Consider the following 19,615-nt stretch of genomic DNA (forward strand, 5'->3'; position numbering starts at 1 on the left):
GAAGCATGAAGATCTCGTCCCTGCCGGGAGGCCTGATCGTCGCCGCCCTTGCCGCCATCTCGTTTGGAACATCAGGCGCTCTGGTCAAGCCGATGCTCGAGGCCGGCTGGTCACCGACGGCGGCCGTGACAGCCCGCGCGTTGACCGCCGGGCTCGTGCTGCTGCCGCTCGCGCTGTATTCGCTGCGCGGGCGTTGGGCTGCCCTGTGGCTGGGCCGCTGGCGGGTGCTCGGAATGGGCATCGTCGGTGTTGCGTGCACGCAACTGGCCTATTTTGCCGCGCTGCAGACCATTCCGGTCACGACCGCGCTGCTCATTGAATTTCTCGCACCGCTAATTCTGGTCGGCTTTGTCTGGGTGACGACCAAACGGATGCCGCGCCGCACGGTTTTGCTCGGCTCGACTCTCGCCGTAGGCGGGCTGCTCCTCGTGATCGGGCCCGGCGCCATTCGGGCCGTCGATCCGGTGGGAGTGCTGTTCGCCTTCGGCGCGGCCATCGCCTGCGCCGTGTTCTTCGTGGTGGCCGCCCGCCCTGCCCAAGGCTTGCCGCCGATCGCGCTGGCGGCGTTCGGGCTGCTGGTCGGGGGTGGTGTGCTGGGTTTGCTCGGCCTGACCGGCCTGCTCCCGTTCACCGCATCGCTTCGTGACCTGTCCCTGCTCGGCACGGTCGTGCCGTGGTGGGTGCCGCTGCTCGCCCTGGCGACTATCAGTACCGCGATCGCCTATGCGGCCGGCATCACGGCGGCGGGAATTCTCGGGTCGAGGCTCGCCTCGTTTGTGGGCCTGCTCGAGGTTATCTTCGCGTCGCTCTTCGCCTGGCTGCTGCTGGGCGAAGTGCTGACGCCGCTGCAACTGCTCGGTGGGGTCCTGATTCTGGGAGGCATCGCAGCCGTGGGGGAGGAGCGCGTCGAACTGGCCGCCGAGGCGCTGCCGCCCGACGAGCCGGAACTGCCGCACGCGCACGGGGACGCGCATAGCGACGAGGCCGCCGCCTCCGATGCGGCGAAAGCCGACGCATCCGCTTAGGCGATCAGCACCGGGGCCGGATCGTCGATGGTCGGTGGGTTCAGCACGACCTCGAGGGCGTCAGCACGGCCGAGCGAACCGGGATAGTTGTAGCGGGCAAAGCGCCCGGTGGGGTCATTGGGGGTCTGCGGAACGGCAATCGACGACCGGCGGATGATCTCCGCAACGATGTCTGTCACCGCGGTCGGCAGCGTCTGTGCGGTGCGACCGCGCAGGCGAACGGATGCCCGTGGCCCGCCCTCCGCGCCGAACCGCAGCGTGAGCATGCGGGTGTGGGCGCGCTTTCGGTCGAACATTTCGAGTCGGGCCCACACGATGTCAGCCAGCGGCACGACTCGGCGGCCGGCCCGCAGTTCGTTCCTGTCGAAGCTCACCCAGGCCTGCGGGTAGCGCAGTCGCTGCACCAGGTAGAGCACCAGGAACACCGGCACGATGGCTCCGAGGGCCATCAGGAAACCCCACCAGATCGAGATATCGAAACTTCGAGCGGTCGTGGTTCCGAGATTGATCGGCACGATGCCGAGCATGATGCCGTTCAGCGGGGTTACCGCGAAGGTGCCCCACCAACCGGCCCGGTCCAGTCGCAGCCAGCCTGCAGGCAGCGGCTCTGGAGTCGGCGCGGTGGATTCGCTCATGCCTGCAACGTACCAGGCACCGCCCTGTGCTCGGGCGGCGAGCGTCAGACCAGGCCGGCATCGTGAACGCAGCGGGCGATGTGCACCCGGTTGGCGGCGTCGAGTTTCGTGAACAGGTGCCCGACATGCGTCTTGACCGTGGCGACGCCCATGAACAGTTCGGCGGCGATCTCCGCATTCGAAAGCCCGCGCCCGATCGCGATCGCCACCTCGGTTTCGCGTTCGGTCAGTTGGCCGAGCACGGTCTGAGCACGCTGCTGCCGGTCATCCGGGGCACGGATCACGGTCGCGATGAGCTGAGCGGTGACGCTCGGCGACAGCATCGGCTCTCCGTGGACGACCCGGCGCACCGCTGCGACGAGCTCGGCCGGCGGGGTGTCCTTGAGGAGAAAACCTGCGGCACCGTGCCGCAGGGCGGTGAGCACCATTTCGTCGGTGTCGAAGGTGGTCAGCACGATCACCCTGGCGGGGTCGCCGCGTTTCTGCAGCGCGCGGGTGGCCGCCAGTCCGTCCAGAAGCGGCATGCGGATGTCCATGAGGACGACATCGGGGGTCTCCCGGCCGATCAGTTCGAGCGCGGCGTGGCCGTCGCTGGCCTCCCCGACGATCTCGATCGCCGGGTCTCCGCCCAGAATGAGGCGCAGACCGGTGCGCACCAGGGCGTCGTCGTCAACGAGCACTACTCGCACGCTCAGGTCCATGGCAGCCATGCTTGCAGAAGAAAGGTGCCATTGGGTTCGATGCCGTGGCGGATGCGGCCACCGACGAGGTCGGCGCGCTCCTGCAGGCCAATCAGGCCGACGCCGCTTCCGGGCGGGCTGGCGGCGCGTGCTCGGGGATCGATCGGATTGCGCACGTCGAGGTGGAGCAGGTCGCCGGAGTGCTCGATCCAGAGGGTGACCGGCTGGCCGGTCGCGTGCTTGCGGGCGTTGGTGAGCGCTTCCTGCACGATGCGATAGGCGGTGCGGGAGACTGTCTTCGACGGCCCGGCGGCGGCGTCTGACCAGGCCGCGACGGAGGTATCCGTCGTCTGGAGAGTGATCGCGGTGCCGGCCTCACGCGCCTCGGCTATGAGCTTTGGCAAGTCGGCGAGTGTGGGCTGCGCGGGTTCGGCCGTGCCGTCGCCAGTCTGCCCGCCGCGCAGCACGCCGAGTACCTGTCGCAGCTCGGTCAGGGCGAGGTGGGCGTTGTCCTGGATAATGCCGGCGGCCTGCGCCGTCTCGTCCCGGGTGAGATCGGTGCGATAGGTGAGTGCGCCGGCGTGCAGGGCGACGAGGGAGATGCGGTGGGCCAGTACGTCGTGCATTTCGCGGGCGATGCGGGTGCGCTCGGTGCCCCGGGCCGACTCGTCGCGCAGGGCCTGCTCGCGTTCGGCGTTCTCGGCACGCTCGCGCAGACTGATTAGCAGGTCCCGGCGCGCTCCGATGTAGAAGCCGGTGGCGACGCAGACGGCGTAGATCGCGATCGCGATCAGACCGGATGCCCAGGGCACCGGGTAGACCGCAAGATCGGCGACCCGCGCTCGCACGATCACCTCGTAGATTCCGGTGGCGAGGCACCAGATCGCGCCGACCACCACAGTCCCGCCCCAGCGACGCCGGGTGCTCATTGAGATGGCAGCCCAGATGGCCGCTGCGAGCGCTGACGCCGACAGGGCCGAGAGCGCGGCTGTCACGGAGGCGATCACGAACGGGTGGCGACGACGCAGCGGCAGCAGGGTGAGGGCGACGACGCCGAGCAGAAGGTCGAGGAAGATGAGACCGCCAAGGACCGATTCTGACGCTGCGCTATCCGAGAACTCACCGGTGTAATCGGCGAAGACCAAGAGTAGAAACAGCAGGGCCGTTATAGCCGTCACGAGGTACCGCCAGATACGCGACCAGGGTCGCAAACCGGACGGGTGCCCGCGGCCGCTCGATTCCACAACGGTGGGAGCAGGCCAGGGGATCATTGTCCCAGCGTATGGGGGAGCGTTCCCACCCGCCTCCACCCCGCGTCTCGTCCGCCTGCGACTAATGGGGGAGACGATCGAGACCCCGGGTCGATCCGCCCGGCTGTCCGCGCCGCAACCATGGAGGCATGATCAACGCAGAACACCTCACCAAGCGCTACGGCTCCCGGCTGGCCGTCGACGACGTCTCCTTCAACTGCCGCCCCGGCCGGGTCACCGGTTTCCTCGGCCCGAACGGGGCCGGTAAATCCACCGTGATGCGCATGCTGTGCGCGCTCACCGCCCCCAGCACGGGGCGAAGTCTCGTGCTCGGGCATCCGTTTCGAGAGTTACGTAACCCCGGCCACCAGGTGGGCGTGCTGCTCGACGCGAGTGCCCAGCACGGCGGACGCACCGGCCGGGAAATGCTCTCGGTCTCGGCACAGCTCATGGGATTGCCGGCCGGCCGCGTACGGCAGATCGTCGACCACGTCGGGCTGACCGCGCGTGAAGCGGATGCCCGCACCCGCACCTACTCCCTCGGCATGCGCCAGCGGCTCGGGCTCGCGCACGCCCTGCTCGGCGACCCGCAGGTGCTGATTCTGGACGAGCCGGCCAACGGGCTGGATCCGGCCGGCATCCGCTGGATGCGCGGCCTGCTGCGTTCCTTTGCGGATGCCGGTGGCACGGTTTTGCTGTCGTCTCACCTGCTGCACGAGGTCGAGGCAATGGCCGACGACCTCGTGATCATCGGTAACGGGCGCATTTTGGCCCAGGGCAGCGCGGACCAGCTGCTGGCGGTGCCCGGAACCCGGGTGCAGAGCCTCGACAACGACGGACTGCTGGCTGAGCTGATCGCGGCCGGCCATGCGGCGGACGCGACGAGCGACGGGGTGTCGACCGGGGCATCCGTCGTGGACGTCGGGCGGATCGCGCTGGCCGGCGGCATCGTGCTGATCGACCTGCGGCCCGCCGAAGCCTTCGGGCTGGAAGAACTGTTCTTTGACATGACCGCCCAGCATGGGCGAGACGAAGTCGCAGCATGAGTACCCTGACCGCACCCGCCCAGCGCCTGGAGCCCGCCGTTCGACAAAGCGTCGAGGAGCACGGCATCCCGTTCGCCCGACTCTGCCTGGTGGAATTGCGTAAGCAGATTGACACCCGGGCCGGGCTCTGGCTGCTGATCGTGATCGGGCTGGTCAACACCGGCCTCATCGTCCTGACCCTGACCACGGCCCCGCCCGCGGAACTCACCTGGGCGAACCTGACGAACGCGGCGTCCATGGGGCAACTCGTGCTGTTGCCGCTCATCGGCGTGATGGCGGCGACGAGCGAATGGTCTCAGCGCACTGCTCTCACGTCCTTCGCGCTCGAGCCGCGGCGAACGCGGGTGAACCTCGCAAAGCTGGCATCCGCTGGTGTGCTCGGGCTGATCGTGATGTCACTGACCCTCGTGGCCGGTGCGCTGATGAACGTCATCGGTATCGTCTTCCGCGGGGGCGACGGCTCGTGGGCGATGGACTGGCCAGTGCTCGGCGGTGCCGCGCTGGCCCTGCTGATCCTGGTCGCACAGGGAGTCGCGTTCGGCCTGGCACTGTTGAGCACGCCCATTGCCATCGTGGCTTATCTCGCGCTGCCGACGGTGTGGACCATTCTCACCCTGTTCATTTCCGGTCTGGCGGAGCCGGCCCGCTGGCTCGACCTGAACGTCACGCTCCTGCCGATCATGTTGGGGGCAGAAGTGAGCGCGACGGGATGGGCGCAGCTGGCTACTTCGGTCGCGGTCTGGGTGGGACTGCCGCTTCTCGTGGGGCTCTGGCGCACGGCGCGCCGCGACGTGGCCTAGCGCACGTCGCTGCTACCGCCGGCGGGGTGGGAGGCAGGACATGGGGCGTTTGTTGGCATCTCGCGCGCGAGACGACAACAACGGCCCCATGGGAGTCGCGCTGCATCTGCGAGACGACGACAACGGCCCCATGGGTGAAAGACCGGGACTGAAAGACCGGGAGTGCGCTCACCGCCCGAGGGCGCGGATGCGCCGCAGCGCGAGCGCTGCCACGAGCGCCCCGGCGACGGCCAGCCAGAGGGCAGCTCCCAGCCCGGTAGCTTCGAGCCCGGCCGCCCCGGGCCCGGCCGCACCGACCTGCACAGTCAGACCGCCGGCGACGATGAGAACGATGAGCAGAGCATCCGCTTGCCACGCGATCGCGTTGAGAATCGACACGTCGCCCACCGGGGTCGGGATGGGCAGGAGCAGACCGATCGGCATCGGACCTTTGGCGCAGTCCAGAACGCGCACGAGCACGATGAAGGCGGCCAGCAGCATCCACCAGGCAACATTATTGTTATCGCCCATTGCCCCCAGTGAGCCGAAGGTGATGGCGGCGAGAACGGGGACAACCGCGTGAGAACCGATCATGCTGAGGGCGCTGCGCCCATACAGCGACCCCGGAGTCGCGTTGTCGGCGGCGTTTCGCAGGCCGTCGCACCAGACGCCCACTCCCAGGTAGGCCAGCGATACCCCGGCGAGCGCCGTGATCCAGGCGATGCCCTCTGGCATCGTCGACGTTACGGCGGTGAGCCAGCCGGCACCGACGAGAGCCATCGAACCGAGAGCGATGCGCACCGGGAACCGCCCGGCAGCAATGAGATCGCGCTGCACGATCGCCACCAGCAACGGTCCGGTCAGGGGCATCCGCCGGCGTCGACCGCGAGTCGGTGGGTCGCGCAGCGCTCCAGAGGCCCCGGCGACGTCGCCGGTCTGCACCAATGCTGAGATGGACTGCCAGCGCCGCGATTGCGCCATCATCTCGTCTGCGCGCAGGTTGCCCAGCAGCGCGGGCACGCCCAGGAGCGCGAGCGACGACAGGGCGAGGGCTAGCGCCGGCCACCAGACGGTCGGCTCCCCAAGGCCCTGCCAGAGCAGGGCGATCCAGCCCCACGGCGTGAACGGAAGTGTGCCGTCAACAGTCACCGTTGCGCCGGTCACCGTGACGACGAAGGCGAGGCCGACCGTGAAACGCCGCGGCAGGCTTTGCCCTACCAGCCAGAGCCCGGCGAGCAGGCCGGAGAATCCGAGACAGCCCAGCACGACCAGCACCGCCGAAACGGATGCCGCCGCGCCGCCGACCACCCGCGCCGCGACCACGAGACCCACCGCTGCAACGACCGAACACGCGAGCACGGCCCCGCTCGCCAGAAAAGGGCGGAGCACAGTAGCACTGCGGGGGAGGTCGCTGCCGACCAGAAACTCCGTGAGGAACGGACTCGGCACCACGGGACCGCGGGTGCGACCGAGCAGCAGCGCACCCGCGGCGAGCAGCGCCGCAATCATTCCCACGATCCGGGCGCTGCCCGGAGAGCTGAGCGCCGCCACAACCTGGGGCTGGGCCAGGCCGCGCACGATCGCCACCACGGCCGGAGCCGCGATGAGGGCGGTGACGAGCGCCGAGACGTAAATCAGGTAAACGGTGTCGCTGGGCGTAGCGGCCCGGCGTTCGGCCAGCACCGATCGCGCCGACCTGAGCGTCGGCTTCACGGTTGCCCGAGCGTCACGGTTGCCCCAGCGTCACGGTCGCGTCAGCGATGGAGGCCACCAGCTCTGCGCTGTGACTGGCGATCACAACGGATGCGCCACGGTCGATTTCTCGGCGCACCGCCGCCGCAACGAGATCCCGGCGGTGCGCATCCAGGCGTTGCTCCGGTTCGTCGAGGATGAGCACGTCGAAGGGCCGAACGAGGGCCGTGGCCACCGCCAGCAACTGGGTCTGCCCGGAGGAGAGCTCGTTCACGAACCGGTTGCGCAGTTCGAAGATGCCGAGAGCTCGCATGGTAGCGTCCGCGGCATCCGTTGCGGTGGAGCCGGTGCGGCCCCAGGTAGTGGCGATGAAGCGCAGCTGTTCGTGCATGGTCAGCTCGCGTGCGAAGGCCGGGAGGCCGATGCGGGCCGAGATCCCGCGCCGAGCGGTGCGGCTGCGTTCATCGACGGGACGGCCATCGAGTAGCGCCGTGCCGGTCGTTGGTCGCAGATGCCCGCTGAGGAGGCGCAGCAGTGTGGTCTTGCCCGAACCGTTCGCCCCCCGAACGGCAAGCGCCGTGCCCGGCGGCACAGCGAACGACACCGGCGCGAGCAGCATCTCCGAGTCGATCGAAACGGAAACGGCATGGGCTTCGAGGTGGGACACAACTCTTATCCTCTCGCACCCGCTGGCGGCCGCGCGCGTTCGGAACGCCGCGGCATCCGCTGACGAAATTGCTCGCAGTGCCGCTGGAGCCAGTCATGGGGCGTTTCCTGACTTGTCGCGGGTGAGATGCCAACAACGGCCCCCTGAGCGATCTGAGGCAGCCGGATTGGCCTCTGCAACAGCGTTCCGGGTCGACTCGGAGACCACCTCGATCTAGGCTGGCAGCCATGACCGGCAAGAAGGAGCGTAACGACGGGGCACCCACCGACGCCCGACTGAGCGTGGCTCGATACCAACTCAAGCGGATGCTTCCGCCCGATCCGGCAGACACGCCCGCGCCGACCGACAATGACCCCGAGCCGAACACTGCCGGGCAATCCATGATGGAAGCTCGCGCACAGTACGTGGAAATGGCTATTCAGCAGGCCATTCGTCGCGGTGAGTTCGACAACCTGCCGGGTGCGGGCAAGCCGCTCGCGAACCTCGAGCGTGGGTATGACCCGGACTGGTGGATTCGGCAGAAGGTCGAGAGCGAGAAGATCACCGGGCTCGGGCCGCCGGCCCTCACCCTGCGCACCGAGAACGCCGAGCTCGACGCGCGGCTGGACAGTGCGCAGTCTGAGGCTGCGGTCACCGAGATTCTCAGGGATTTCAACAGCCGGGTGGTGTCGGCACGCCGGCAGCTGCAGGGTGGGCCGCCCGTGGTCACGCCCACCCGGGACGTGGCCGAACACGTCGCGCTGTGGCGGGAGCGCCGGGCCGCCCGGAGCGACGCGGCCCGGCAGCAGCGGGAGAGTGAGGCCGCATTGCTCGCCGCCCTGACCTGGCGGGAACGCCGCCGCGCTCGCCGCCGCTGAACGAAATGGCCATCGGCTACACCAATGACGTCGGCTACGTCGGCCGGTTGCTGCTCGTCCACGACGGAACCTGGCCGATCGACGGAGACGCGACCGCTGAACTCAAGCACAAGCTCGCTGAATCACTCTGGTGGACCTTCGTACTAGCGGACAAGCTCGACATTGATATCGACCAGGCATTCACCGGCACCATGACGACCATTCGCACTAATCTCGAGGCCACGAGCGAACGCACGAAACCGTAGGGAACAAATTGGCGCAGCAGGCGTTGGGTTTGCCATGAAGACAATTGTGTACAGCGAAACCGGTGACCCGTCCGTGCTCCACCTTGTCGATCGAATGGTGACCGAACCCGGAGCCAGCGAAGTGCGCGTGCGCATCATGGTGAGTGGTGTGAACCCGACCGACTGGAAGTCGCGGCGCGGCTCACAACCGGGAGAATCTCTGGCTTTTCCCGACGTGGTGCCGAATCAGGACGGCTCGGGACTCGTCGACGCCGTCGGAGCCGGAGTCTCGAACGTGGCCGTCGGTGATCGCGTCTGGCTCGCGCTCGCCGCCTACCAGCGGGCCAACAGCGGCACCGCCCAGGAATACGCGGTAGTCCCCGCAGAACGTGTGTTTCTGCTGCCCGCCGCGGCCAGTTTCGACCAGGGCGCCAGCCTCGGAGTGCCGGCCGTCACCGCCTACCGCGCCCTTACCGTGGCCGAGGACGGGCCGCGGCGCCTGCATCCGGGCGCGCTCGACGGCAAGATCGTGCTCGTCGCGGGCGGCGCCGGTGCCGTCGGTCACGCCGCCATCCAACTCGCTCGCTGGGCCGGAGCGACGGTGATCACGACGGTGAGCGGGCCGGTCAAAGCGGCCCTCGCGAAAGCCGCCGGCGTCCACCACGTCGTCACGTACACCGACTCCGATGTCGCCGCTGAAATTCGAGCCATCGCACCCGATGGAGTCGACCTCATCGTCGAGGTAGCCCCCGCCCAGAACTCCGACCTCAACCTTAAGGTTATTCGCAACCGCGGCTCCATCGCCGTCTACGCCAACAACGGCGGCGATCTGATGACCCTCGACGTGCGCAAACACTTCAGCCTCAACGTGCGCTACCAGTTTCTGCTGCTTTACACGGTCGGCATCGAAGTCGTGCAGCAGGCCGCAGCGGCCATCCATGAAGCACTCGTCGACGGCGCGCTGCCCATTGGAGCGGATGCCGGACTCCCACTGCACCGCTTCGACCTGGCGCAGACAGCCGATGCCCACGCCCTCGTCGAGAGCGGCGCCACTGGCAAGGTACTCATCGACGTTTCGGCGAGCTGACCCGCGGTGGCCAAATCAGGAGATCCTGCCGGGTGTCGAACGGGTGCCGCGTGTTTTTGGTCACCAAGGATGCCCGAGGTGCGTTCTTCCTCAATTAGCCCCCGAGATGGCCGAGACATAACTGAAACGCACCCTCGTCGCGAACGACGAGGGTGCGTTTCAGGCGATCGAGGGTTCTAGTACTCGCGGCGCGGGGCGCGCGGCGGGCGATCATTCTGCTCGGCGGAGCGTGAAGCGCCGCCCTTGTCGGCCCGCAGCTCGATGAGCTTGCCGCTGATGCGGGTGTTCTCCAGCTTGGAGAACACGTCGCCCGACAGGTCAGCGGGCAGCTCGACCAGCGAGAACTCCGGCAGAATCTTGATGTGCCCGAAGTCGTCGCGGCTCAGGCCACCCTCGTTGGCGAGGGCGCCGACGATCTGACGCGGCTCCACCTTGTGACGCTTGCCGACCTCGATGCGATACTGCGCCATCGGCTTGCCACTGGAGCGCACCGGGCGTTCGCTGCGAACCGGACGGTCGTCGCGGGTGCCGTAGCTACCGCGGTCGTCGCGGCTGCCGCCACGGTCATCGCGATTGAAACGATCGGGGCGGTCGGATCGGCCGCCACGCTCCGGGCGGTCGCCGCGCTGCTCCGAGCGCTCAACGCGCTCGTCGCGTTCGATGCGCTGCTGGGCGCGAACATCCTCGGCGGACAGCAGCAGGGGAGTCTCGCCCTGCGACACCACGGCCAGAGCAGCGGCCACGTCGACCTCTGGCACATCGTGGTGGGAGACATAGTGCGCGATAATATCGCGGAACTTGCTGATGCGATCGGTCTCATCCAATGCCGCGGTGATGGCATCGTCGAAACGGGTCAGGCGCGTCACGTTGACGTCCTCGACGCTCGGCAGCTGCATTTGGGTGAGCGGCTGCCGGGTGGCCTTCTCGATCGCGGTGAGCAGGCGACGCTCGCGCGGGGTGACGAAGCTGATCGCGGCTCCCGAGCGGCCGGCCCGGCCGGTGCGGCCGATGCGGTGCACGTACGACTCGGTGTCGATCGGGATGTCGTAGTTGACGACGTGGCTGATGCGCTCCACGTCGAGGCCGCGAGCAGCGACATCCGTTGCGACGAGAATGTCGAGCTTGCCGCTCTTGAGCTGGTTGATGGTGCGTTCGCGCTGCACCTGCTGCACGTCGCCGTTGATCGCCATGGCCGAATAGCCGCGGGCGCGCAGCTTCTCGGCGAGAAGCTCGGTCTCGTTCTTGGTGCGGGCGAAGATGATCATGCCCTCGAAGTTCTCGACTTCGAGAATGCGGGTGAGCGCGTCGAGCTTCTGCGGGTACGACACCATCAGGTAGCGCTGGGTGGTGTTGGCGCTGGTCGTGGTCTTGTTCTTGACCGTGATCTCTTCGGGATCGTGCAGGTACTTCTTGGAGATGCGGCGAATCTGCGCCGGCATCGTGGCCGAGAAGAGGGCGACCTGCTTGTCGTCCGGGGTGTCGGCCAGAATCGTCTCGATGTCCTCGACGAAGCCCATGTTCAGCATCTCGTCGGCCTCATCGAGCACCAAAAACTTCAGCTCCGTGAGGTCAAGGGTGCCCTTGGCCAGGTGATCCATGATGCGGCCGGGAGTACCGACGACGATGTGCACGCCGCGACGCAGGGCCGACAGCTGCTGACCGTAACCCTGTCCGCCGTAGACCGGCAGCACGTGCACGCCGCGCATGTGGGCAGCGTACTTCTCGAAGGCCTCACAAACCTGCAGGGCGAGCTCGCGGGTGGGCGCGAGTACGAGGGCCTGCGGGTTCTTCTGCGACAGGTCGAGACGGTTCAGAATCGGCAGCGCGAACGCGGCCGTCTTTCCGGTACCGGTCTGGGCGAGTCCGACGACGTCGCGGCCCTCCAGCAGCGGGGGAATAGTGGCGGCCTGAATGGCCGAGGGGGTTTCGTAGCCGACGATTTTAAGCGCCTTGAGCATGGCGTCATTGAGTCCGAGATCGGCAAATGTCTTGGTTGCAGTGGCAGTTTCTGCCTCGTTCTGCGCTGCGGTGTCTGGTGCGGTCATAGTACAACGGTAGTCGAAGAGTTCGTCCGCGGCGTAAAGGCTCGTCCGGCGACCGGGAAAGCGGATGCCGGCAGCCGCGGCATCCGCTTACTCAGTGCGCTGGTCGACCTGAGTCCGCCCCCGCTCGCGGCACGTGTTTGAGAGGTTCGCCCCTGTTTGAACCAGTGCCAAACTCTCAAACCAGTGCCACGAGCGCCATGCAGACAATTGACCCACGCTCAGGCCGGGCTGTAAGACTTGATGCATGGAACAACGCGTAAATTTCATCACCCTGGCCACCAGCGACCTCGAGGCGGTTCGCACGTTTTATCGTGACGGCCTGGGCTGGACTCCGCTGGTGGACGTTCCCGGTGAGATCGCCTTCTTCCAGGTTGGTCCCGGCCTCATGCTCGGCCTGTTCAACGCTCGGAAGTTCGACGAAGACTTACAACGCGAACACACAACCACCGGTGCGACCGGCATCACCCTCTCGCACAACCTCAAAAGCCGGGACGACGTCACTGCAACGATTGCCGCCATGAAAGCCGCCGGCGGAACCGTGCTGAAGCCCGCCCAGGACGGCGCCTTCGGCGGCATCTTTCACGGCCACGTCGCCGACCCGAACGGCGTCATCTGGGAGATTGCGCACAACCCCGGCTGGCACGTCGACGATGACGGAACCGTGTCGCTCGGCTAATCCTTCAGAAGCTAAGCCTTCAGAAGCTAAGCCTTCAGAAACTCGATCGCAGCCTCGCGGAACGGCCGTGACGTGGGCGCGTTGAAGTGGTTGCGGCCGGGAACCTCGAAGAAGCCACCGTTCGGTGTGGCCTCGGCCAACGCCCTGGATGCATCGAGAATGCTGTCCTCACTTCCGGTCGCGAACAACACCGGTTGGTTCGGCGCGTTGGTCGGTCCGGGCTGCGGCCCGCCACGCATTCCTTCGACCAAGGCAACCAGCGCCGCGAGGTCATTGCCCGGCTGGGCCTTTGCCATCTCGAGGAAGATGCCGGTGAGGCGATCGGTTACTTCGGTGCCGTGCTCGAGGTGGGCGCGGGCATCCGCTATCTGAAAACGTTTCAGCGGATCGCCGTCGGGAATGCCGCCGAGCACCGCCTGCGTGATGCGGCCACCCATTTCGCGGGCGGCCTGCCAGCCGACGCGGGCGCCGAGGGAGTAGCCGACGTAGCGCACCTCGGTGAGCAGGTAGGCGTCGAGTACGGCCTCGACGTCGCCGACCAGCAGCTCCATCGTGTATGCGTCGGGGGAGTGCGGCTTGTCGCTTGCGCCATGGCCACGCTGGTCGATGCCGATCACGTGAAAGCCGGCGCGGGTGAGGTCGCGAGTCCAGCCGGTGGCGTGCCAGTTCGCGATCGCGCTCGACGCGAAGCCGTGCACGACGAAAACGGTCGGATTCTCGGGATCTCCGAGCTCATAGGTGGCCAGCTGCACGCCGTCCAGGGACGGAACAAAACGGTGCTCGGGCGCGGTTCGGTGCAACATCCCCCTATCTCACCACGGATGCTGCGGTCGTTGTTCACCACAATCGCTCACCACCGCCCCGCGCCGGTTACGCTGGGCCAACGGTAAACGAGCGAGAGCAGTGCAGTGAACGAGAACACATCCGGGCTCAGCCCCGAGGTCATCGAGGGCGTTTTCAACCTCGCCCGCGACGGCCAGACCGGTCCGCTGAGCGAAATGATCGACGCCGGAGTCGGCCTCAACGTTCTCAACCCGCGGGGCGACACCCTGCTCATCGTCGCGGCCTACCAGCAGCACCCCGAGACCGTCGGTGAGCTGCTTCGGCGCGGGGCGGACGCATCCGTTGTGAACGCCATGGGTCAGACCGCGATCTCGTGTGCGGTCTTTCGGGGTAACGAAGCCATTCTGCGGCTGTTGCTCGAAGCGGATGCCGACCCCCGCCTTGGCACGCACAGCGGGGTGGCCATCGCCGACCAGTTCGGCCTGCCCCGCATGCGCGAGATCATCGAGTCGTACCCGCGCGACTGACTGCCCGCGCGACCGACCGCACACAAAAAGGGCGCCTCCCGAGGGGGAGACGCCCTGGCTGCTGGTGGGTTGGTTAGCGGCCGAGTCCGAGGCCGAGGCCACCGAGAACATCGTTGACGATCGAGTCGACCGAGCTGTTGATGTCGCCGCTGTTGACATCTTCGACGTCGACTCCGTCGACATCGGTGCCGTTGCCGGCGTCAATCGGTGCGGTGATGGGGGCTTCGATCGGTGCGACCACGTCGTTGCCGTTGCCGACGGACGCGCCGTTGCCGACCTCGTTGCCCGAGGCGACGTCACCGTTGAGCGAGTCTGAAACGAGCGGGCCGTTGACGACTCCGCCGTTCACCAGACCGCCGTTGGCCACGCCACCGAGCGAGGTATCGTTGCCGAGCACGCCGTTGCCGGTCGAGTCGTTGCCGGAGAGGTTGAACAGGTCGCCGATGAGGTCGAGGCGGTTCTGCTTCGAAGAGCTGTCCGTGGAGGTGCTGGTACTCGTCGTGGTGCTCGTGCTGTCGCCGTCGAACGCCTGGGCTGGGGCGACGAAGCCACCAATGATAAGAGCGGATGCCGCGGCGCCGGTGACGCCCAGCGCGGTGATCTTGCGAATGTTCGTGTGCTTCGTGATCGCGTTCATGAGAGCTCCAATTCGTTGTTCTGTTCCGGCCTCGAGGTCTTTTCGGGCCGCACAGATGGTCCGGAGCCCCGGCCAATGTGGTTTGGTCGGCATGCCCCAAATGGGTGCCGCCGACCGCTCTGAGCTGGGCGCGCACTCGCCGTGACCCGCCAGGATCGCCGCGGCGAGGGGCATCCGCTCGTCGCGGAGGCAAAACCTGAAAAGAAGCTGGCAACCGAGCAATCGCGAGCAATTTTAGGCGAGAAGGCTCACGACCCGGTCGCGCAGCAGATTGCTGCGCTCGGTGAAACCGCGCTGGCGGCGCACATACTCGGCTTTGCCCTCGGGGGTCTCGACTTCGACCGGCGCATAGCCCCAGTTGCTCAGGTCGTAGGGGGAGGCCTCCATATCGAGCCGGCGAATGTCGCGCGCGAGTTCGAAGGAGTCAAGCAAAACTTCACCGGGAACCAGGGGCCCGAGCTTGATTACCCACTTATAGATGTCCATTCCGGCGTGCAGGCAGCCGGGCTGCTCCATCGCCGGCTGGTTCTCACGGGTCGGCTGCAGCCGATTGAGCGGCAGGGCTGCGGGAGTGAAGAATCGAAAAGCGTCAAAATGGCTGCACGCTATGCGGCTTTCGGCGACGACGGCATCGGTGTCGCTCTGGCCGAGGCGCAGCGGCGCGACGTGCCGGTGTTCGCCCTGGCGGTAGACCATCGCCCACTCGTGCAGGCCGAAACAGCCGAAGTGGGCCGGTTGTTGCCGGGTGGCCGTGAGGAGATTTCCGATGAAACGGATGACGCGCTCGTTCTTTTCGGAGAAGGCCGCAGCATCCACCTGGCTGGCGGTGCCTATCGTGCGATACCACTTCCAGCTGGCGCGGGGGTCGTCAGCGGCGTCCTGCAGCAGCACGCCGGCACCGGGATGCCAACGGCGCAGCAGGCCGGGACGAAACGGGTAGTAGGTGAACAGAAAATCGTCGACCGGATGCGTCTGACCGGTCGCCGCGCGCTCGCGCCTGGCCCGAGTGAGCGCGTCGGCGCGGTGTTCGTGGTCCTGCTCGAGGCTTCGCCACTTGGTGGCCCCGAGCACGCGAGTCTCCGTGTTCACTGTCACTGTCACGTGTCCGTTGCACCCGCCCCGCCGTCAACCGTGGCGAGTGGGCGGCCCAGGCCGACCGCGGGCAGCACAACGCCGTCGATCAGCTGAATGAAGAAGTCGCGATTGACCGGTTTCTGCAGCACCAGCACGCGGTAGATGGCCATGGACTGGCTGAGCATGGCGAGGCTATCGATGTCGGAGTGCTCCGAAATCTCGCCACGGTCAATGGCGCGCTGCAGCAGAATGCGATTAGCGGATGCCCGCGGCTCCACGATCGCCGCCCGCGCCACCTCGGCGAGCTCGGGGTTGCGGGAGATCATCGACATGAGTCCGGCCATGATGCGCATCTTGCGGGCGCCATCTTCGATGGCGTGCGGCTTGATCATGGCCACGAGGTCGCCGCGTAGAGTGCCGGTGTCTGGCAGGTGGTCGCGATCGAAGTCGCCGCGTTTCATGCAGGCGACGGCGTCGATGACGAGTTCGCCCTTGGACGGCCAGCGACGGTAGAGCGTGGCTTTGCCCGCCTTGGCCCGGGCGGCCACCATTTCCATGGTCATTCCGTCGTAGCCGGTTTCGGCGAGCACTTCGAGGGCAGCGTCGAGAATGTCGGGGTCGCGGGTGTGGTCGCGTTTGCGCCCCAGTTTCGGGGCCTCCTCGACGGTTTCCTCGAGCGGGCTCGCATCGCGCGTCATCGCTGGCCCCCTTCACTATGCTTGGTGTTTCGTGCCCGGTGTTTCATTCTCGTAAATTATCGCATATTCAGGAACTGTTAAGATCCGGAACTACTCAGTTTCGTATAGAGTGTCCGACATGTCACAGACTTCCTCCGTCGCGTCGCCCGAAATCGTCGCCGCACCACCCACCTCCCGCCGCTGGTGGACCCTCTGTGTGGTCGGGCTCGCCCAGCTCATGGTCGTACTCGATTCCACCGTCGTCAACATCGCCCTACCGTCGGCCCAGGCCGACCTCGGCTTCTCCAACGGCGACCGCCAATGGATCGTCACTGCCTACTCCCTCGCCTTCGGTAGTCTGCTGCTGCTCGGCGGTCGCCTCTCCGACCTGATCGGCCGCAAACGCACCTTCATCATCGGTCTGATCGGATTCGCCGTCGCGTCGGCGCTGGGCGGAGCGGCCGACAGCTTCGGCATGCTGGTCGGAGCCCGCGCCCTGCAGGGAGCATTCGGCGCACTGCTCGCCCCGACCGCCCTCGCGGTGCTGACGACGACCTTCACGATTCCCAAGGAACGCGCCCGTGCCTTCGGTGTGTTCGGCGCGATCGCCGGCGCCGGCGGTGCCGTGGGCCTGCTCCTCGGCGGGTACCTCACCGAAAACTTCGACTGGCGCTGGAACCTCTGCATCAACGTCGTCATCGCCGTGATCGCCATCGTCGGCGCGGCCATCTTCGTCAGCCACGCCACGCGCACGGGCCCTCGCCCCAAGCTCGACATCCCCGGCACGTTGCTCGTCTCCGGTGCTCTGTTCGGACTGGTCTACGGATTCTCCAACGCGGAGACCGACGGCTGGGACTCGATCCTTACCTGGGGAACCCTGTCAGCGGCCGGGGTTCTACTGGTCGCTTTCGTGCTCTGGCAACGCAAGGCGGCGCATCCGCTTCTGCCGTTGGCCATCGTGCTGGACCGCAACCGCGCAGCCGCGTACATCTCGATTCTCATCGCCGGAGCGGGCATGTTCGGCATCTTCCTCTTCGTGACCTACTACCTGCAGACGTCCTTGCAGTACTCGCCGATGCAGACCGGCGTGTCCTTTTTGCCGATGATCGCCATGCTCGTGCTGGCCGCGCAACTGTCGACCAACATTTTTGTACCCCGATTCGGACCCAAAATTCTGGTGCCGATCGGCATGAGCCTCGGCGCGATCGGCATGATCTACCTCACGCATCTCGACCTGAACAGCGTCTACGTGCTCGACGTGCTGCCGCCACTGATGATTCTCGGACTCGCCATGGGAACGATCATGCCCGCCTCGATGCAGACCGCCACGCTCGGTGTCGACGGCCAGTTCGCCGGCGTCGCCTCGGCCATGGTCAACACCAGCCAGCAGGTCGGTGGATCCATCGGCACCGCGCTGCTCAACACCCTCGCGGCCACCGCGGCCACCAACTATGTCGCCGCCCACCTGCCCGCGACGGCAGCAGTCGCCGCCCAGGCCGCCGTGCAGAGCTACGCGGTCGCCTACTGGTGGGGTGCGTCGTTCTTCATCGTCGGCGCCATCGTGGCTGCCTTGCTGTTTCGCCGCATCGGGCACGGCATCTCGCTGCGCCACTGAGAATGCGCCACTGAAATGCCCAGCCTCGAAGCTGCCCGCTACCCGCGTCGAGAGCGGATGCCCGGCCTCGGCCGTGCAGACCTCGCCTGGGTCTGCGCTAATTCAGGCCAAGCACGACCAGCGCCGCCTCGAGTTCGCGCCGGGCGGCATGGTCGAGTCCGAGCAGGGGCAGCGGCAGGTTGGGCGAATTCACGAGACCTAGCGATTCCGCCGCTGCCGACACGACCCGCAGGCTGCCGTAGCGTTGAAAAAGCGCCCACAGCGGTTCGAGTCGGTCGGAGGCAGCGACGGCCGCCGCACTGCTTCCAGTTTGCGCGGCACGCGTGATGGCGAGTACGGTCTCGGGAAACAGGCCGGCGAGCACGCTGTACCAGGCATCGGCACCGCCGAGCAGTCCGCCGGCCGCGAGCCAGTCCCCGGAGACGCCGATCGTGACATGCGCGGGAATCACGGCGCGGAGCACGGCGATTCTCCCAGGGGCCTCTTCGACGGCGATCCCCGGAATCTTGATCGAGCCGATTTTGGGAAGCACGGCAATACGACCGTGCAACTCGTCACTGAACGTGACGTGGGTGGTGCCGGGGTTGTCGTAGACGACGAGCGGAACGGATATTTCTGCTGTGACGGCCTCGTAGAGTCCGAACACCTCATCGTCGGTCAACGGCTGATAGGTCATCGGCGCCAGCAGTACCGCCGCGGCGCCGGCGCTCTGGGCATCCGCTGCGAGGTTGAGCACGTCGCGGGTGCGGAGTGCGCCGATTCCCACGATGACCGGGGTCGTCCCGGCCGCCTCGACGGCAGTGCGTGCGGCCCAGGCCCGCTGTTCACGGCTGAGGTAGGCGTACCCGCCGGTGGAGCCGAGCGCACCGATCGAGTCGACGCCGGCATCTGCCAGCCGGGTAACCAAACCGACGAACGCCCGCTTATCGATGCCCTTTTCGTCGATCGGGGTGAGGGGAAATGCGCTGAGTCCAGTGAACAGAGTGTGCCCCTTCGTCGGTGTGCGCGCCTTGCGGCGCTCTGACCATCCTCCCGTACGTTGCGAGATCGGATTGGCCGCTCGTTCCGCAATGTAGGGCCAATCCACTGATGGAGGCCGCGCTGAGTGGGGCGTGATCAGTCTTCCGGTCGCGACGGCGCCGCTGGTCGAGCCTGTCGAGCCCGCCATAGTCCTTGCGGTGGCTGTCTGCGCCGCCCAGCCATTCCGGGTGCCGGGTTCCGGGTGCCGAGCTCCGGGTGCTGGGTGCCTTGGGCCGTTCGGGCTTATTTGTTCCAGTTGGGTTTCTCGGCGGGGATGGCGGCACGGTTTTGTCCGGCGGGGCGCCAGGTTTGGGTGGGGTCGAACAGGAGCGGGCCGCGTACCCAGGGTCGGCCGTCTCGCATGTCGATGTCCCAGCCGGAGGATTCGATGCTCGAATGGGCGGCGTTGCAGAGCAGCACGGCGTTGTCGATATCGGTCAGGCCGCCTTTCTGCCAGGGGACGACGTGATGAGCCTGTGCCAGGTGGGGTGGCACGGTGCAGCCGGGGATGACGCAGCCGCCATCTCGGGCGGCCAACGCTCGGCGTTGACTGGCGCTGAAGCACCGGTTGCTGGTGCCGAGGTGCAGGATCGTGCCGTTCTGGCCGAACAGCACGGGT

Annotated in this window: 21 protein-coding genes; 9 read left to right on the top strand and 12 right to left on the bottom strand. The window is 66.9% G+C overall.

Features of this window, described 5'->3' with window-relative positions; translation table 11 throughout:
- Positions 1 to 5 precede the first annotated feature (5 nt).
- Complete coding sequence (locus tag CXY78_RS20445; RefSeq protein WP_104090982.1) at positions 6 to 1,025, top strand: DMT family transporter; 1,020 nt, start codon at positions 6 to 8, stop codon at positions 1,023 to 1,025.
- Here the strand turns inward: CXY78_RS20445 and CXY78_RS20450 are convergent.
- The 3 genes from CXY78_RS20450 to CXY78_RS20460 are packed head-to-tail and all read right to left on the bottom strand — an operon-like array spanning position 1,022 to position 3,611.
- On the bottom strand, positions 1,022 to 1,660 hold the full coding sequence (locus tag CXY78_RS20450; RefSeq protein WP_104090983.1) for a hypothetical protein: 639 nt from the start codon (positions 1,658 to 1,660) through the stop codon (positions 1,022 to 1,024). The two genes, CXY78_RS20445 and CXY78_RS20450, sit on opposite strands and share 4 nt — an antisense overlap.
- A 44-nt stretch (positions 1,661 to 1,704) precedes the next feature.
- The gene (locus CXY78_RS20455; protein WP_198412851.1) at positions 1,705 to 2,370 is read right to left on the bottom strand and encodes a response regulator transcription factor; all 666 of its coding nucleotides are present in this window, start codon (positions 2,368 to 2,370) and stop codon (positions 1,705 to 1,707) included.
- Positions 2,352 to 3,611 (bottom strand): sensor histidine kinase, encoded by a 1,260-nt coding sequence (locus tag CXY78_RS20460; RefSeq protein ID WP_104090985.1) that lies wholly within the window; start codon positions 3,609 to 3,611, stop codon positions 2,352 to 2,354. Before CXY78_RS20460 ends, CXY78_RS20455 begins: the two co-directional genes overlap by 19 nt.
- Before the next feature lie 128 nt (positions 3,612 to 3,739).
- On the opposite strand from CXY78_RS20460, the gene CXY78_RS20465 reads away from it, so the two are divergent.
- Positions 3,740 to 4,636: an ABC transporter ATP-binding protein gene (locus CXY78_RS20465; RefSeq protein WP_104090987.1), complete on the top strand. Its 897-nt coding sequence runs from the start codon at positions 3,740 to 3,742 to the stop codon at positions 4,634 to 4,636.
- Complete coding sequence (locus tag CXY78_RS20470) at positions 4,633 to 5,436, top strand: ABC transporter permease (protein ID WP_104090989.1); 804 nt, start codon at positions 4,633 to 4,635, stop codon at positions 5,434 to 5,436. The genes CXY78_RS20465 and CXY78_RS20470 overlap by 4 nt, the downstream gene beginning before the upstream one ends.
- Positions 5,437 to 5,604: 168 nt before the next feature.
- On the opposite strand, the gene CXY78_RS20475 is transcribed toward CXY78_RS20470, so the two are convergent.
- Positions 5,605 to 7,128, bottom strand: a complete 1,524-nt coding sequence (locus tag CXY78_RS20475) for a hypothetical protein (RefSeq protein ID WP_140425568.1) — start codon at positions 7,126 to 7,128, stop codon at positions 5,605 to 5,607.
- A 13-nt stretch (positions 7,129 to 7,141) separates the two neighbouring features.
- Positions 7,142 to 7,774, bottom strand: a complete 633-nt coding sequence (locus tag CXY78_RS20480) for an ABC transporter ATP-binding protein (protein WP_104090992.1) — start codon at positions 7,772 to 7,774, stop codon at positions 7,142 to 7,144.
- 227 nt (positions 7,775 to 8,001) lie between these two features.
- Here CXY78_RS20480 and CXY78_RS20485 point away from each other — a divergent pair, with 227 nt between their 5' ends.
- From CXY78_RS20485 to CXY78_RS20495, 3 genes are read left to right on the top strand one after another with little or no spacing between them, the layout of a single operon-like run.
- Entirely contained in the window at positions 8,002 to 8,631 is a 630-nt protein-coding gene (locus tag CXY78_RS20485) for a DUF1992 domain-containing protein (RefSeq protein ID WP_233206260.1), read from the top strand.
- 5 nt (positions 8,632 to 8,636) lie between these two features.
- Positions 8,637 to 8,876 (top strand): hypothetical protein, encoded by a 240-nt coding sequence (locus CXY78_RS20490; protein ID WP_174775009.1) that lies wholly within the window; start codon positions 8,637 to 8,639, stop codon positions 8,874 to 8,876.
- A gap of 34 nt (positions 8,877 to 8,910) precedes the next feature.
- The gene (locus CXY78_RS20495) at positions 8,911 to 9,942 is read left to right on the top strand and encodes an NADPH:quinone reductase (RefSeq protein WP_104090993.1); all 1,032 of its coding nucleotides are present in this window, start codon (positions 8,911 to 8,913) and stop codon (positions 9,940 to 9,942) included.
- Positions 9,943 to 10,118: 176 nt separating this feature from the next.
- Here CXY78_RS20495 and CXY78_RS20500 read toward each other — a convergent pair whose 3' ends face one another.
- Positions 10,119 to 11,987, bottom strand: coding sequence for a DEAD/DEAH box helicase (locus CXY78_RS20500; protein WP_092339594.1), 1,869 nt, complete (start codon positions 11,985 to 11,987; stop codon positions 10,119 to 10,121).
- 244 nt (positions 11,988 to 12,231) lie between these two features.
- Here CXY78_RS20500 and CXY78_RS20505 point away from each other — a divergent pair, with 244 nt between their 5' ends.
- A complete protein-coding gene (locus CXY78_RS20505) occupies positions 12,232 to 12,663 on the top strand; it encodes a VOC family protein (RefSeq protein WP_092339595.1) in 432 nt (143 codons plus the stop codon).
- Between the two features lie 26 nt (positions 12,664 to 12,689).
- Here the strand turns inward: CXY78_RS20505 and CXY78_RS20510 are convergent, their stop codons facing one another.
- Positions 12,690 to 13,466, bottom strand: coding sequence for an alpha/beta fold hydrolase (locus tag CXY78_RS20510; protein WP_092339596.1), 777 nt, complete (start codon positions 13,464 to 13,466; stop codon positions 12,690 to 12,692).
- A 105-nt stretch (positions 13,467 to 13,571) separates the two neighbouring features.
- Here CXY78_RS20510 and CXY78_RS20515 point away from each other — a divergent pair, with 105 nt between their 5' ends.
- Positions 13,572 to 13,973 carry an ankyrin repeat domain-containing protein gene (locus CXY78_RS20515; RefSeq protein WP_198412850.1) on the top strand — a complete coding sequence of 134 codons (402 nt, stop codon included), beginning with the start codon at positions 13,572 to 13,574 and terminating at the stop codon, positions 13,971 to 13,973.
- 73 nt (positions 13,974 to 14,046) lie between these two features.
- Here CXY78_RS20515 and CXY78_RS20520 read toward each other — a convergent pair whose 3' ends face one another.
- The 3 genes from CXY78_RS20520 to CXY78_RS20530 all read right to left on the bottom strand — a co-directional run bounded on the left by CXY78_RS20520 (position 14,047) and on the right by CXY78_RS20530 (position 16,382).
- On the bottom strand, positions 14,047 to 14,610 hold the full coding sequence (locus CXY78_RS20520) for a hypothetical protein (protein ID WP_104090995.1): 564 nt from the start codon (positions 14,608 to 14,610) through the stop codon (positions 14,047 to 14,049).
- A gap of 234 nt (positions 14,611 to 14,844) precedes the next feature.
- A complete protein-coding gene (locus tag CXY78_RS20525; protein WP_369827374.1) occupies positions 14,845 to 15,705 on the bottom strand; it encodes a 3-methyladenine DNA glycosylase in 861 nt (286 codons plus the stop codon).
- 2 nt (positions 15,706 to 15,707) lie between these two features.
- The gene (locus CXY78_RS20530) at positions 15,708 to 16,382 is read right to left on the bottom strand and encodes a TetR/AcrR family transcriptional regulator (protein ID WP_092339599.1); all 675 of its coding nucleotides are present in this window, start codon (positions 16,380 to 16,382) and stop codon (positions 15,708 to 15,710) included.
- A gap of 118 nt (positions 16,383 to 16,500) precedes the next feature.
- Here CXY78_RS20530 and CXY78_RS20535 point away from each other — a divergent pair, with 118 nt between their 5' ends.
- The gene (locus tag CXY78_RS20535) at positions 16,501 to 17,976 is read left to right on the top strand and encodes an MFS transporter (protein ID WP_104090997.1); all 1,476 of its coding nucleotides are present in this window, start codon (positions 16,501 to 16,503) and stop codon (positions 17,974 to 17,976) included.
- Between the two features lie 97 nt (positions 17,977 to 18,073).
- Here CXY78_RS20535 and CXY78_RS20540 read toward each other — a convergent pair whose 3' ends face one another.
- Positions 18,074 to 19,063: a dihydrodipicolinate synthase family protein gene (locus CXY78_RS20540; protein ID WP_369827375.1), complete on the bottom strand. Its 990-nt coding sequence runs from the start codon at positions 19,061 to 19,063 to the stop codon at positions 18,074 to 18,076.
- Between the two features lie 176 nt (positions 19,064 to 19,239).
- Positions 19,240 to 19,615: HNH endonuclease signature motif containing protein (locus CXY78_RS20545; protein WP_140425756.1), on the bottom strand; the 376-nt coding region annotated here is incomplete at its 5' end.

The sequence above is a fragment of the Cryobacterium sp. N19 genome (genome assembly GCF_002929595.1).
GTDB lineage: Bacteria > Actinomycetota > Actinomycetes > Actinomycetales > Microbacteriaceae > Cryobacterium > Cryobacterium flavum.